12 protein-coding genes and 1 CRISPR repeat array (1 of these 13 running past the window's edge) are annotated in these 14,283 nt (G+C 62.7%); of the genes, 3 read left to right on the top strand and 9 right to left on the bottom strand.

Annotated features, from left to right (window positions below):
• Window positions 1–2: 2 nt before the first annotated feature.
• The 9 genes from ACIGKQ_RS21115 to ACIGKQ_RS21155 all read right to left on the bottom strand — a co-directional run bounded on the left by ACIGKQ_RS21115 (window position 3) and on the right by ACIGKQ_RS21155 (window position 11,098).
• Window positions 3–587, bottom strand: coding sequence for a PP2C family protein-serine/threonine phosphatase (locus tag ACIGKQ_RS21115; RefSeq protein ID WP_396574864.1), 585 nt, complete (start codon window positions 585–587; stop codon window positions 3–5).
• A 143-nt stretch (window positions 588–730) separates the two neighbouring features.
• Window positions 731–3,490 carry a protein kinase gene (locus ACIGKQ_RS21120; RefSeq protein WP_396574865.1) on the bottom strand — a complete coding sequence of 920 codons (2,760 nt, stop codon included), beginning with the start codon at window positions 3,488–3,490 and terminating at the stop codon, window positions 731–733.
• Window positions 3,487–4,107 (bottom strand): FHA domain-containing protein, encoded by a 621-nt coding sequence (locus tag ACIGKQ_RS21125; protein WP_396574866.1) that lies wholly within the window; start codon window positions 4,105–4,107, stop codon window positions 3,487–3,489. The genes ACIGKQ_RS21120 and ACIGKQ_RS21125 overlap by 4 nt, the downstream gene beginning before the upstream one ends.
• The gene (locus ACIGKQ_RS21130; protein ID WP_396574867.1) at window positions 4,095–4,742 is read right to left on the bottom strand and encodes a 4Fe-4S single cluster domain-containing protein; all 648 of its coding nucleotides are present in this window, start codon (window positions 4,740–4,742) and stop codon (window positions 4,095–4,097) included. The genes ACIGKQ_RS21125 and ACIGKQ_RS21130 overlap by 13 nt, the downstream gene beginning before the upstream one ends.
• A complete protein-coding gene (locus ACIGKQ_RS21135; RefSeq protein WP_396574868.1) occupies window positions 4,721–6,559 on the bottom strand; it encodes an AAA family ATPase in 1,839 nt (612 codons plus the stop codon). The genes ACIGKQ_RS21130 and ACIGKQ_RS21135 overlap by 22 nt, the downstream gene beginning before the upstream one ends.
• Window positions 6,556–7,623 (bottom strand): hypothetical protein, encoded by a 1,068-nt coding sequence (locus ACIGKQ_RS21140; RefSeq protein WP_396574869.1) that lies wholly within the window; start codon window positions 7,621–7,623, stop codon window positions 6,556–6,558. The genes ACIGKQ_RS21135 and ACIGKQ_RS21140 overlap by 4 nt, the downstream gene beginning before the upstream one ends.
• A 206-nt stretch (window positions 7,624–7,829) precedes the next feature.
• Entirely contained in the window at window positions 7,830–8,612 is a 783-nt protein-coding gene (locus ACIGKQ_RS21145) for a hypothetical protein (RefSeq protein ID WP_396574870.1), read from the bottom strand.
• 725 nt (window positions 8,613–9,337) lie between these two features.
• Window positions 9,338–10,627, bottom strand: coding sequence for a hypothetical protein (locus ACIGKQ_RS21150; RefSeq protein ID WP_396574871.1), 1,290 nt, complete (start codon window positions 10,625–10,627; stop codon window positions 9,338–9,340).
• A 276-nt stretch (window positions 10,628–10,903) separates the two neighbouring features.
• Window positions 10,904–11,098 (bottom strand): hypothetical protein, encoded by a 195-nt coding sequence (locus tag ACIGKQ_RS21155; protein WP_396574872.1) that lies wholly within the window; start codon window positions 11,096–11,098, stop codon window positions 10,904–10,906.
• A 266-nt stretch (window positions 11,099–11,364) separates the two neighbouring features.
• Here ACIGKQ_RS21155 and ACIGKQ_RS21160 point away from each other — a divergent pair, with 266 nt between their 5' ends.
• Genes ACIGKQ_RS21160 through ACIGKQ_RS21170 form a run of 3 tightly spaced genes read left to right on the top strand, consistent with a single transcriptional unit; the run spans window position 11,365 to window position 13,887 of the window.
• Entirely contained in the window at window positions 11,365–12,030 is a 666-nt protein-coding gene (locus ACIGKQ_RS21160; protein WP_396574873.1) for a hypothetical protein, read from the top strand.
• Entirely contained in the window at window positions 12,027–12,737 is a 711-nt protein-coding gene (locus tag ACIGKQ_RS21165; RefSeq protein WP_396574874.1) for a hypothetical protein, read from the top strand. Before ACIGKQ_RS21160 ends, ACIGKQ_RS21165 begins: the two co-directional genes overlap by 4 nt.
• On the top strand, window positions 12,718–13,887 hold the full coding sequence (locus ACIGKQ_RS21170) for a hypothetical protein (RefSeq protein ID WP_396574875.1): 1,170 nt from the start codon (window positions 12,718–12,720) through the stop codon (window positions 13,885–13,887). Before ACIGKQ_RS21165 ends, ACIGKQ_RS21170 begins: the two co-directional genes overlap by 20 nt.
• Before the next feature lie 265 nt (window positions 13,888–14,152).
• Window positions 14,153–14,283: direct repeats of the CRISPR family, unit length 37 nt; unit sequence GTCACGAAGTACGTCTCGCTGAAGTGCGAATTGAAAC (it continues 494 nt past the right edge of the window).

The following is a 14,283-nucleotide window of genomic DNA, read 5'->3' on the forward strand; positions in this document are numbered from 1 at the left end:
GACTATTGCTCGTCGAGATCGATATCGACGACGGCGATGGTGACATTGTCCGGCGCACCAGCTCTAGTGGCAGCGGCGATCAAAGCCCGTACCAGGTCTGGTCCGTCCAATTCTCCTGCGAGATCACCGATCTGGGCAGTATCGACGCACCGTGTGAGGCCGTCGGAGCACAGGATCAGCCGCTCGGGTTGCGCTGGTGTGTAGGCAATGGGGTGTGCATCGATGGCCACTGGATGTTCGGTGCCGCCCAGGCACTGTCCGACAGCGTGTTCGCCGGCACTGTCTATCTCGGCGAGCTCCCCGACATAGTCTCCGCTGGTTCGCAGGATCGAGCAATCACCCACGTTGAACAGGAAGAGGCCTGTGTCTGCGCAAACGAGGCCTGCGATGACTGCGCCCATCAACGCGTGCCCTTCCGTCGCTCGGCCGACTTCGAGGACATGGTCGGAAAGCTGCTGGATTGCTTCGCCCACTTCGTCTGGGCTGGTCGCATTTCCGAGTCTGAGTTCGCCCAGCCGACGGCTTGCGGTCCAGGCCGCGAGATCGCCGCCGGGTTGTCCGCCCATCCCGTCGATGACGGCGATCACCGATCGCGGTGGTACATCGATGCTCAGCCGCGCTCCGGACAGCGACGTCGACCAACCGGCGAGGTGCACGCAGTCCTGGTTCGAGGTGCGAACCGATCCGATGTGGGTCATCGCGGAAGCCCGCAGGCGGTATCCGGACACAGCTATGACGCGAAGATTGTGAAGGCGAGGGCCGCGATGCCGCCGACGATCGCAATCATCCCGGTGAACAGCAGCGCGATTGTCCACTGATGGAGGATTGCGACAACCATCCCGAGTGTGGCGAGTGCCAGCACTGCGGCGTCGGCGCGGGAGTACTTGCCGCTACGATTCGGGCGCTCCTGCCGCCACCACATCAGCACCAGGTAGGCGATCATGCATGGGATTGCCCACATCGCTACGGCACGCGGTTCAAGCCGCGACAGACCTCCGAACCAGGACAAGGCCTTGGCCACCCATGGCCACGCGTCGGCGTGAAGCTGTGACGCTGTGTCATAGACTCCGACGGCGTTCTCGTAAGACATGCTCATCACCATTTGAGTGACGGCCAACGGCACCCCCAGCAGCGCACCAAGCGCGAGTCGCCCGAGGTGTGGTCTGATCTTCTCCGGCAGCGAGGCTTCGGCTGTGGTGGCGTCGCTGAGCACCGAGACGTATCGGGTGAGGACTGCCGCAACGGCATATCCGAGGGCGGACAGGACAATCGGCAACGCGTATGCAGTGCCTTCGTCGGTCACACCCGTCCAGCCGATCGTGAACCCGAAGGCCACACACACCGCGAGCACCCACCGCAACGGGCGGCCGAGAATGGCATCGCACAACCAACAGATACCTACCGCCACGACTGTTCCGATGGCAACTCCTTTCAGCAGGGGCATAAAGGTATCGCCGCTGACTGATGGATCGTCACCAACCGTCAGGAGGAACCCAAAGCCGACCACTACGAGGTAGAGCAACCCGAGGAGCAGTTTGGGAACGACGCCCTGGTTGGCGCTCCGAATCTGATTGCGGCGGTCCTCCGCTCGCTGACGGTCGGCCTCTGCACGCCGGCGTGTCTCCTCGGCGAGTTCGGCTTCGCGTCGGGCGCTGTCGGCTGCGGCAATCGCGTCGCCGATAATCTGGTGGTCTTGTCGCGCGGGGATGTCGAGTACCGTGACCAAGATGTCGCGAGCGGGGTCTGCTGGTTTGGCATCGCGGGCGGCGTCGGCGAGTGCATCGATCCATGGCGCGTGGCGGTTGGTGGTGTCGATGACCGGCACCTGCGCGTGGATGCGTGCGATCTGGTCGTCTCCGAGCGCGCAGGCAAGGAGCGCACCCTCGAGTTGTGGTGTCGCCGCCCGCACGGCAGTGTCGATGTCGGAGGCTTCGAAATCCGTTGTTGCCGTGCCATTCCCGACGTCACGCTGGACGGTGGTCTTTGTTTGGCGAATGTAGTCCTGTTGTCTGTTCTTGGCCTCTTTCACCTCGGTGTCGACAGTGTCCCACCACCGGGTGAGTTTGGCGTCGATGCCGACGAACGCTGCGTAGTCGTCGTATTCACTGGTGTGCTGCAGGATTGTTTCGCGACGCAGCGCGGTGATCCATGTCGAGGCCTCGGTGTCGCCCTCGAACGCCGCAGCGGCCAACGCGCTTAATCCCGCGGCCGTGAGTGGCCGGCCACGAAAAATGGGCTCCCCGTGTGGGTCCAGCACGCTGATCAGTTCGAACAACATGCCGTCCTCGCGGATGATGCCGCTGCGCCTGCGGTCAAACGCCGATGTCACCTCTTCGGATAGCGCGCTCTTGGCCAGTGCGTTGCGGAGTGCCGCACTGTGTTTGCCGAGATAGTCGATCGCTTCAGGCCAGTTCTGGGCGAAGGCGCGGCCGAGATCCTCGGTCGAGTGGTATGTCTGGTCCAGGAAGCCGGCGAACACCCACCCTCGTGGCGTCGATGCCGACGTCTGTTGGGCAGGTTCGTGAACGTGCGGCGATTCGCCGGCGATCCAGGCCGTGGTTTGGGTCGAGGACCAACGGTGTTCCCGGTCCTTGGTGAGCAGCCCGGACACGAGCAGCCGAAGTCGGTCGTCGGTCACCCCCGATGTATCAACCTCGCTGTTGATCAGGTGGGAGTAGATCTGGCCCTCATTCCAGCGGCGGCCATCCGGGTACGAGAAGGGATGACGGCCCAGACAGAGTTCGACGATCGTGATGCCCAGTGCCCACCAGTCGTTGGCGAAGCTCTGCACGCCGTGGAGCACCTCGGGTGCGGCGTAGCCCTGTGTGCGGGTGATCGACCCGACCTGGGAACCGGCCATCAGATTTCGCGCGAGCCCGAAATCCGCCAGAACGAGATCAAGTGGAGAGACCTGTCGTACAAGAATGTTCGTCGGCTTGATGTCACGATGCGCGAGGTCGCGCTCGTGAATGTAGGCCACGGCCCGGATCAGATCGGTCGCGATCTCGGAGATCTCCTGGTTGGTCAAGGGGTGCCCGACGACGCCGGTAAGGTCCGCGAGGGTGCCGAACGGCATGTACTCCTGAATCTCCCACTTCTCGTTGCCCCATTGACCGAAGTCGGTGGGCACCACATGCGCGGCATCGGAGCGGGCGATGAGCGCGGCTTCGTGGTCGTCGATGGCGTGGGTTGTCTTGTAGAGCTTCAGCGCGACATCGGTGCCGTCCCGTCGATCGCGGGCCCGGTAGACGTCTGCCTGTGCCCCACTATCACTGATGAGTTCCACTATCTCGTAGTCAGTTTCGAGCGGTTCCGGAAGGTTCCGCCGTACGAACCGCGGACGCTGGGCGGCCCCTTCGAGTTCCGTGGCCTCATTCGCCGGCGGCGCCTCGAGCTGGGTGGCGTCGTCGGGATCGCCCGTCTCGACCACTGTGGCATCCGTGTGGTGGGGTCGTCCGTCGCCTTCCAGTTCTGTTTGCCAGTTCGTCATCTCGTAATCCTCACAGTGAGCAGATAGCGGCGGCCGAGGCCTATCGTGATCCCGTCCGTGATCGGAACAGTGGCAGCTCCGTCGATCTGGATGCCGTTGACCCAGGTCCCGTTCGCCGAACCGAGATCTCGAACTCGCACGACATCGTTGTCGGCGACAATTGCGGCATGCCTGCGGGACACGCCAGGGTGGCCCTGCATCAGACGTGACCAGGCGGATTCATCAGGACTACGACCGAGCACCACCTCGGCACCCTGGAGCAGCGGGATTCTCGTACCGTCGGCAGCGACCAGATCGGGTGCGCGCACGTCGGCCGCCGGTTCGATTCCCGTGATCAGCGGCGCGCCACAGTAGTCACACTCGATCTGTCCGGCAAGGGCGGGCTGGCCACAGTCCGGAGCACCGCATCGGCGCTGCTGCGTATCGCGGTCAGCAGGCTGAGCGTCTACCGCCGTGTGCCCGGAATCGCCCGGTGGCGGCTCGTCCGAGCGTGCGCCGTCCCCGACTCGCTCGAAGTTCGACATTCCGCAGATTCCACAGTCTCCCGGATCGACGGGATAGGTCTCGTCACACTCGGTGCACCGGAAGACGGCTTCGGCATGGTTCATTCCAGCCATGAGACTCCCCCCTGAAGCGCGATCCCGCGGGACACCAGGCGTCGTCGGAACTCGTCAAGGTCGCCGGCGCGCGGCAGCCCGGCAATCGCCAGATCGCGCCCAGGCGTGGCGACCTGGATCACCCGCCGGTCGCCATTCCGGAAACGCTCCTCTGCGAGTGCCGACTTGACGTGCAGTTCCTGATTGTCCGATGCACGCAGCCAGGCTTCGCCGGCACGGTCAGGCAGGTAGGGGCCGGCGACGATCGCATCCGCGCGCTCCCACAACTCCGGACAGAGTCGCTGCGCACGGGGCGCGGCGTACCCGGTGAAAACCAAGACGTCGCGGTCTTCGAGCGCCCCGCGATTGTCGAGGTGACCGAGCAGCTCAGCGACCGCCGCTCCCTGCTGGAAGGGCTCGCCGCCAGTGATCGTGATGCCGTCGTGGTCGGTGAGGAGACCAGCAACGGTATCGGCCAGGTCGGTGACAGGCAGCGGTGTGCCGTTGTCACCATCCCAGGTATCCGTCGACGCACAACCACGGCAGCCGAGGGTGCAGCCTTGTACCCAGATCGACACCCGGCGACCCGGCCCGAGGGACCGGACGGAAACCGCGATCCGGTTAATCCCGATCGTCATGCCAATTGGAATGTCCATGTCCCACCATCCTTCTCGATGGCATCGATCTTGATCGGCCGAGCCGGATCGTCATGGAAGAAGACCTCGCGCGCCAACGGATTGGTGAAGGCCGACTCCACCATCTGGCCGATCCCACGCCCGCCCATGTCAAGGCGACTGCAACACACCGCGCTCAGCGCCACCCTCGCTTCGTCTCCGATATACACATCGATCCCGTGCAGCTCCTTGACCCGGGAAATCGTGTTCTCCAGGAAGACCGCGAACAGCCTCGCGGCGACATCCGGGCGTATGTAGTCGAACACCACGATGTTGTCGCCGATGCGGTTGAGGATCTCCGGCCGCCCCAGGGTCTCGGTGAAGTGCCGGGTGATCGCCTTCCTGACATGGGAATCCAGATCCCCGTAGGAGACAGCCGGATGCGGAAGCGAACCGTCTGGCATGACGTCGGCCATGCCCTTGTTGGAAGTGAACACGATCAGCGCTTCGCTGAAATGCACGGTAGCGCCGGAGCCGTCGGTCAGTCGTCCGTCGCTGAGGATCTGTAGGAACTTGTCCATGATCTTCTGATCGGCCTTCTCGATCTCGTCGAAGAGAACCAGGCTGAACGGTTTCTGTCTGATGGCGTTGGTCAACTCACCACCAGCCTCGTGACCGATGTATCCGGGTGGTGATCCCATGAGCCGCAGATCGCTTCCTTCGTGGGCGAACTCGCTCATGTCAAAGCGGATGTAAGCGTTCGGGTCACCGAACACCACCTCGGTGAGCGCCTTGGCGAGTTCGGTCTTGCCGACTCCGGTGGGGCCGGCGAAGAACAGCACGCCGCGGGGGCCACTGGCCCGTCCCCCGGCATGTGCGGCAGTCAGGCCCGTCGTCGACCGCATGAGGATGTCGAGACTGCGCCGGATGGCGGCCGGTTGACCTAGGACGCGTGAACTCAGATGAACGTCAGCAGTGCGGATTTTCTGCTTGAGAGCGCCTTGCTGCCAGGGGTTCTCGAGCAGCCCAACCCGATACATCCGGATGGCGTCACCGATTTCGGAGGCCCGCATTCTCTGGTCCCTGGCCAACGCGATGACTTCGCGCATGGCACGCAAGGTCATCCCCTCGGTCTGGGTGACCAGAGTCTCGACGTCGGCATCGGTCATCGGACCGAATCCCGTCGAGGCCGATTGCCCGCGCGCGATCTGTTCGCCCGCGGCCAACCGTGTGTCCAGGTCAGGGTTCGGTATCGGAACCTGATGAATGCCGTCAACGCTGGCGACCATCCAGCCGGGAAGATCGGATGGACGATCGACGATCCAGAACACCGGGTTGTACAGCGGTGCCCGCTCGAGTTCGCTGCGCGGCAGTTTGCCGGAAGCAGTAGCGCGATACAGCGCAGCACGGAACAACGCGTGCAGCTCGGTGGTCAACGGCTCCCCGGCAGGTTGGAACTGCGATACGTAGTCGAGGACCAGGGCGACCGGACGAGCGGGGCGCGGCGCCTGCACCGTGTGGACGAGCTCAGCGAGCGTCTCGGGAGAACATGGCCGTCCCACTCGCTCGGACCATCGGCCGCCCAGCGCAGTCACGACTTCCCCGGCCGTTCGGTCGGCTGGGAGCACACTGAGCCCCGCGACGGGATCGTAGACGAACATCGCTTCGTAGCCGGCCTGGGCCATCAGCTCCCAGAGCGCTCGGGTGGTGGGGGCGAAACGGTATCCGGCTCCGTCAGGAATCAGGTGGTGGTCCCGAATGTTGCCGTGCACGATGAACGCCGCGTTGATCGGTAAGTTGGCGTCGATGTCGCGTAGCCAGTGCGGGAAATCCCGCTTGGCATTCGGATGCTGGGTCATCCGAGCGTTCTCTTCTGCTCCGGCAGGCGAGAGCGTCGCGCGGCGGTCGGAGCGAATCGTTTCTGAACCGGCCGGGCGCCGGGTGGATTCGACCTCCGCAGCGTGGCTTCGACTCCACGGTTGGCGAGCTCGTCGGAGAATTCAGCGACGTTGACGCAGTGCTCCTCTTCGACTTCCCGGTCGCGCGTGGTCGACGTTTCGTCGAGGGCGACGACGTTCGTCGCGATCTCGGAACGACCGGCTGGAAACCGCACCTGGAGTGCATGACTCGGCCAGTCCGATCGGTGCAGCAGGGCTGCCTCACCGGTCAGCGCGACTTCGGCGAAGCCGGTATCGACCTCGTACCCGAGTTCGCGCCACACCTCAGCCGCCTGTTCGAGTATGTACCGGCGCTCGCTGTCCTCTTCGGCCTTCGTGATGGCAGCAAGGATTTCCGATCGACGCGCCTCCAGGAACGATCGACTGGCGGCTGCATCGACCCTGGCGGTGAGGTCAGCGGCCACCTGTTCATCGTCGATCCGTGCAATCAGCGCGCGCATTTCGTCGGCGAGCCCCTCGCGAGCTACCCGATCTGTCTGTGCCCGGGCCGCATCATTGATATCTCTGGCCAACTCCAGCCACGTGTACTGGTCTGCCCCATTGCTCACTGCCTTCATCACGCGCTCGGCCAGCTCGGCGCTCCGTTCGCCGGTGCGTCCGACCAGGCCCAGGAGTTCTTCGCCTCGAACGTTTGCCGTTTGCTCGCTTCGGTCGAACTCACGGCGCGACGCCACTTCCCGGTCCGATAGCGCGCTCACGTTGATGGCGTCGACACCACCCAGAGCTCCACTCAGTTCGCCCAGGCGCGCGCGGACATCGGCGGCCAGACGCTCACTGATTGCAGTGCGACACTGCGTAAGTGCTGCAGATACAGCCCGTGAGAAGTCCTCGATACGATCGAGCTCTGCATCCACTGGGGTGGCCAGAGATCGGCGCCGAAATCCTCCATCCGCGAGAGACTGCCAGGGATCGGCGGCGGCACGACTGGCGCGCACCTGAACTTCGATCTGTTCGATCTGGTCCACCAGGGCAGCCCAACGTCGACGGCGCGCAGCGAGTTCACGTTCTCGCTGTAGACGTGCGTCGAGTGCAGCCTCGTATCCTTTGGGTCCGCTCATCAGCCTTCCCTGAACCTCGTGCGAAACTGCAGTAGATGTGTGACAGTACTGCAGACTGTTTACTGTGCGCTGTCGCCCGAAATGACGAACTCGACGCCGGCCACTGCTACGCATCATCTCGACCGAACCCGCCCGAACAGCCGTGATGACAGCAGGACTGTGGCCGCCGCTGCCGCACCCGTCACGATCCCGGTCCAGGCCTGGTCGGCGTTGCCGTAGACCGACTGTTGCAGCCAAGTGGTGATGGCCACCGCCATGGCGAGCACACTCAGGATGTACTCCGACGACGCCCAGCCCACAACGAAAGCGGCCCCGCACGCAATCAGGAGGTAGATGAAGTTGTTCACAACGCCCAGCGCCAACGCATCCCGGCCGGCAGGTGCAGCGAGAAAAGTAGTGACGTCCACCAGAGCGAACAACGCGTACCCACGCGGACCTGAGATGGCGGAGCGTCGGCCGAAGACCACCACTCCCAGGGTGTAGGCAGCCAGGATTGTGGTCATCACCACGACGCGGTACGCGATGGACAACGAGTCGTAGTGTCCGTCCCCCGCGATGAACAGATATGCCTCGACGAGTGCGATGACGAAGACCGCGATGCCTACCACCGCAACGACGTGCCTGCCGATCACAGGTGGGGCCATCATTGCTCCGATAACGACGCCAAGAACGATGCCCGCGACCGTGTCGGTGTCTGGCACGAAGCGAGCCACGAAACCACCGATCGCGAGTCCACCCAATGCCGCTGCTGCCCAGCGAATCTCATCCGCGGGCCGCAACCGAGTGAGGACACCTTTTGGCGGCCGCCCCACTCGCCCACCGACTCCCCGGAACATCACCATGAAGATGCCGGCGAGGAATGCGAAGACGACGAGAGCGCCAATCAGTCCGGACACAAGCAAGCCTTTCGAGTCGACGGCGGAGCGGGGGCCGACACCGGGTGCGCCGTTCGCAGACATGTCAACGAGTTGGGTGTGCTTGCTGGTTTCTGCGCCTCGACGACCATGTAGCTACCTGTTCCGATACCTTCCATGCGTAGCGCATCAACCCGGTGCTGGGGCAGTTGCAGAAATTCAATCTGCCCAACAACCCACTCCCGCCGCCTTTGCCCTTGCGGTCGGGGAAGTCATCGCGAGCCCGGAAAACTTCTGGGATAAGACATGCCGGATCCTCTCGCCGTGTTAGGAAACTGATTCTAAGTACCGCACACCGCTCCGGACGTCCTCCATAGGTGCGAAAACCACACACACTCGATCAACGGTCGGGCGACGGACACCTCGCGGTGAGGGAAGCGACTCTCTCGTTGTGCGCTCATCGGCGTCGCATTGTTCAGCATCAGCGGACCGCGCGACATCGCTCTCACCGTAGAGCGAGGCCGCGCGTGCTGAGTCCAGCATCAATGCCGCTCGTCGAATTGCCCAATGTGGCAGGCCTAATCAGCTCAGATAACCGCTGCACGACTGCCATCGAAGCGAAGGCGAAGACTGACGAGCCTGTCGCCGTCAGACGCTGTATCCAGTTCTGTGTGGAACCCGAGAGTCAGCAACCGGATCACCGTCGTCTCGGAAATCGCGCGCAACCGTCCAACCCCAGCCCACAACGCCCACCGTAGCCTCGGCCATCAGTCGTCGCCTGTCTCTCGTGCGTGGGTCAACGCGATTCGGATCAGGAGTGCCACGTCTCGAGCTGCCAGATGGGGTCCAGTTGAACGAGCGTTCGTCGGGCGACCGCATTTCCAGAGCTCGGTGATATGCGTCTTCAACTCCCGCTCCGTCATCAAGGAGTCACCCAGAATGACTTCAGCCAAGAGGTCGGCAGCGAACTCGGCTTCCCAAACCCGAGTGCCGTCCGCCAGTGCCAGCGTCGGGTCGTCTCTGATCCTTCGAATGGCTCGGGCGATCTCATCAGCAACCTCAGGGGGTAGACCGTCTCGCTTCGAGGCGAATGTGCGCCCGGTCTCCGGATCAACCGGTATCTCGGTCGCTCGGCTGCGTTCACGCTTCCGTTCCGCCGCTATGGCCCGGAATCGCAGCGGTATGTGATACTGGAGCCCCTCCAGAGGTATGCCTCCTCTCAGACGGTTCATTCCTGTGGTATGCAGGCGAATGAACGCTTCTCCGGCGTCAGCATCGCGCTGCACGCCGCGCGCAGCGAACGCCGCCGCCAGGAATTCACGCACCCGGATATCGAAGTCAGCGATTTCATCGTCGGTGTATTCCCGCCTTGGTGTCTGTTCCCCAAGCATCGAGATGACGAGATCATAGTGGTCGGCAATCCGTGTGTGGATTTCCGGATCGTCATACCCCAACTGCGCCAGCACCATTCCCTCGATGAAGTCGCCAAGAAGGCTGGCATACCGCTGCAGGACGATCTCGGAGTCGATGTGGTGTCGCTGACTCTGATCACGAACAAACTTGCGTGCTGCACTTCTCGTGGCGATGACACCCGGCTTCGCGGCGACCATGTTGTCGCCGAGGGGCTTCGTCACTGCCCGACACATGTCACGCAGGTGTCGACCCACAGCGCCGGGGAGCGGACTCGGACGGATCTCGTGCAGCGAATCCACCCAGCCCGCCGTGTATCGGGCGAAGGGCTCGACGAAGTCGGCGCAAATCACCGATGCCGCATTCCACCCGTCAACTTCAGCGGACGAGGTTCGTGGTTCGCAGAGCAGCGTTCGAACGGACGGGTGATACTCGCTCGACGTCCAGCCGGCGCGGCCGAGGTTGCCCGCCCATCTGTTGAGTTGGTTCTTGACCGACTTGGTATCCGGTGTGGGCGGACGCATTCTGGCGCGCCATTCGGCCAGGAAATCATCGCGGCAGATGGTGGCATCGTGGCCGGTGTACCACCAGCCCGGTGGCGGCGGAGGCTCTGGCTCCGGGACTCGTGGCGGATTGAGTCTCTCCACGCTGGGCCTCCCTGATGTGATGTGCGGCAATAGCGTAGGTGGCGCACAGAAGCGGCGCGACCTGACAGCGATGGCTGTTCATCAGACAAAGTAGAGAACGAAGACCCGGCTCGCTGCCGGTTGGGCGCTTGGATCGGTCGACTCGATCAACTCGCCATAGCCCACTCCGCGTACCTCCGTGACGAGTTGGGCTGGCATCCCGGCTATGCGCGGCTTGTCCGGTGATACCTGTCCCGCGTTCGCGTACGTCGCGGGCGAGTTCGTCAAAGACCATCATTAACTCCCCGCACCAGCTCGGCCAAGTCCGGCCCGAACAGTGCCGACCTCGACGGAGACGTCGCCGTCGCGACTGTTGACCACGTCGAGCGTCTCCAGCCATAGAGCGCCGTCGCGCGGTACCAGCACTTCCAGGCTCCCCCCGCCGCTGTGCACGGCATTCTCCAATCGCTGCAGCAGGTGGGCGCTCTGCATCAACGTCCATTTCCCGACCGGCAAGGAGCGCTACGAGGAGACGACCTACTAGGCCTCTCGGCAATCCTCATCGAGTCCGGCTGCGCCACGCTGTCGAGCTCTCTGCATTCGCACAAACGGACGACATCCGAGCGTGGGTCCCGGGCGTATCTTGACCAGGTGGACACCGCATGCAGGCCGTTCAAGGTGTGGCGATGCCCAGCGCATTCCTTACCGGTATGCCAGAATCTGCCAACATGCCGTACCGGCACCGAGAGGGGTAGTTGGTGTTCCCATGGAGCGATTCTTCCGACGATAAGAAGGGTGACGCCAGCGAAAGCTGGTCCGAGGTGCCCCCAGGAGACAGAGGCACACCGCGCGACAAGTTCGATGCGTTTACGTACTGGATTCCTTCGGAAGATCTACTGAACCAGCTGCACCAAGACGCGAAACAGGCTGCCGACAATGGGCTCCCTGACGTCACGGCGCCAGAGCCGCTTGATGAACCGGACGGGCTCACGCGGATACGAAGTCTGGTCACCGACGCCTGTCAGAACCGACGCGGTGCCGCCATCGAGTTGTTCTCTCCTACACGGATTCGCATCGCCACCTGTTCCGAGCGCGTCGTGCGCGGTATTGCGTCGTCGGACAACCCTCAGCGCGCTGCCAAGCAAATTCATCGCGACCTAGTCGAGTTGGCCGAACATGAAGTGGAGATCGAGAAGCTCGAGGACGCGTTGAATTCGCGACTTGGGGCTTTGCTGGCCCATTTCGACATGATGTCCAGCGAGTACACGCATGAGCTCAAGAGGCACCACCCGTATCCAGATATTCTGGAGCGACGGTGGGAACCCAAGACACTGATTCTCAATGACGAACTCTTCGACTTCGGCCAGTTCACCGCCCGCGAACAGATCACGCGGGCACGAGGCGCGGCGGACGAGAAACGATGAACACACGTCGGATAAGTACTGCAGCGCTGGTCGGGGCATCGCTACTGCTGATCATCGGCCTGACGGCATGCGGCTCGGAAGAGCCGGCTGCGAGCGGTTCCGTGGTATTGGCTGACGTTTCCGAAAGTGCTGACGCGACGGAACTTCAGAACAATGCGAGCAACGCTTTCGTTGCCGCAGTGAACGACCTCGACGCGCCGGGAAAGGCGACGCTGTTCGCATTCAATACTCAGGTCGGTTCCTCACCATGCGAACCGGTGGTCGCCACCCTCACATGGGACGAAAACTCGACAACCGTCGAGGACAACAAGAAGGAACTCGTCGCCGCGGCGCCGTCAGCCGTCTCTCCGTATTTCGACTGTGTCGAGCAGAATGTGGACGCGCCGGGCACTGACATCTTCGGCGGAATCGCCGAGGCAGCCAATATCTTGGCGAGTACACCGGGCGACAAGACCATCGTTCTGGTTACTGACGGGTGCAACAATAGCTATGACACCGACACGTGCAGCATTCAGGTCGTCGACCAGGCATGGCGAACCGAAAGGCTGGATGCCCTACCCAGCTCGATGAAACCGGACCTCTCCGGGGTGACGCTCGAAGTGGTGGGTCTCGGCCGCGGTGCCGACATCAACAGCGCACAGGTCCAGGGCCTGAAGTCGTTCTTCAACGAGTATGCAGAGGTGACAAATGCAGCCTACGCCGACTGACGCGACGCCCGATTCAGCAGCGACGATCAGACCGCTGGACCGGCTCCAGCAAGCCACTGCGCAATTGGTGACCTTCGACGAAGAGAAGCACCCGGTAATCAATGAGCAGGCTGCCGCACAATGTGTGGGCATTGCACAGACGATCGGCCAAATTGACGGCGCCGAACCTGGTTGTGATGTTCATTCACCCCGACAGATTCTGCCGAGCGAACAGTTCATGGCCACAGTCGTGAAGGCCGAACTTCCGGAAGTGGGCCGGCGAGTTGATCTCGCGATCAGCAAATCCCGAAACGGACAGCTACTTGCAGTCGAGTCGCCTGCGAAGCCCCGGGCGCGCAAAGACCAGATCATGGACGCCATCGCCCGCCATCGACTCTTGATCCTCGCGATAGTCGTCGTGGGCATAATCGAGTGGATCATCGGTACCTCCTGGACACAGCGCGTCTTCGACCTGACATCCGATCAGGCACATCTGTTCGCGCTGGCGCTGCCGGTCGTCTTCGCGCTCGTCGGGTTCGCTGTCGCGCAAGGGGTTCTCGCCAGTATGGAGAATCGCACCCGGCGAATAATCCGCATCCTGATGGCTGTGCTGATGGTTTGCGTCGTCGTCATGATTGCCTGCGCCGGGCTGATCGTCTCCGAGACCGTGACCAAAGGCACCGGCGGCGCCTCCGGTCTGAGTGGCGGCGGCCTGTCCGGAGATGTCAGCACGACGGCCGACGCGGGCAGCGACACTACGTATCACCTGGTGAAACTCGGTGTCTACGTCGCGCTGTTATTGATGGTGACGCTACTCGTCATGCTCCTCCACCTGCAGGACCTCTGGCGCGAGCGACAGAAAGAGGTGGCGCGCGACGCCGAGAAGGCTATGAACGCCGACACACCTGCGCAGATCACGGCTGCCAACACCAAGTACCTCGAGTCCTTTCTCGATCTGTACGACTCGCTACTCGAGAACCGTGAGGCCATCATCTACAGCTACGTAGCGGGCGCACGCTCGGCACTGAACCACGATCTTGCCGACGTCTGGACACCGACCGAGCTCGTGGCATCGCCGACCGAACCGAAATGGGTGTCGGATCTGCGGGAGGAAATCGCTGAACTCGAGTCAGTAGCAGCCGATCCTCAGTCCCCGTCCGTCGACCAATAGGTAGCGGAAATCTCTGTGCTCCGATTCACCCGCCGCACTCCCTTCAGCGACATTTCGGGCTTCCACCAGCGTCAACTCGAGATTTCGGTCGACCGAACTGCGGGTGGTGCACGAGTACACGCAACCGCCGAGGTGTGTGTAGGCCCCTGAACAGCGCAAATGCGAATTTAGGACGAAAATTGGCCTCAATTCCTGACCCTACGGAATGGGGTGTGTGCAACCCGCCTCCATCAGTCCAGCTCAGAAGGCCCGGTTTCGTGATAGGGTCACGAAGTACGTCTCGCTGAAGTGCGAATTGAAACCCCACGGTCAGGACTGTGGTCCTTTCCGTGGGCTTGTGTCACGAAGTACGTCTCGCTGAAGTGCGAATTGAAACACAATCGAAGACCGGCAGAA

Origin of the sequence: Gordonia sp. NPDC062954 (genome assembly GCF_044543825.1) — a bacterium.
GTDB lineage: Bacteria > Actinomycetota > Actinomycetes > Mycobacteriales > Mycobacteriaceae > Gordonia > Gordonia tangerina.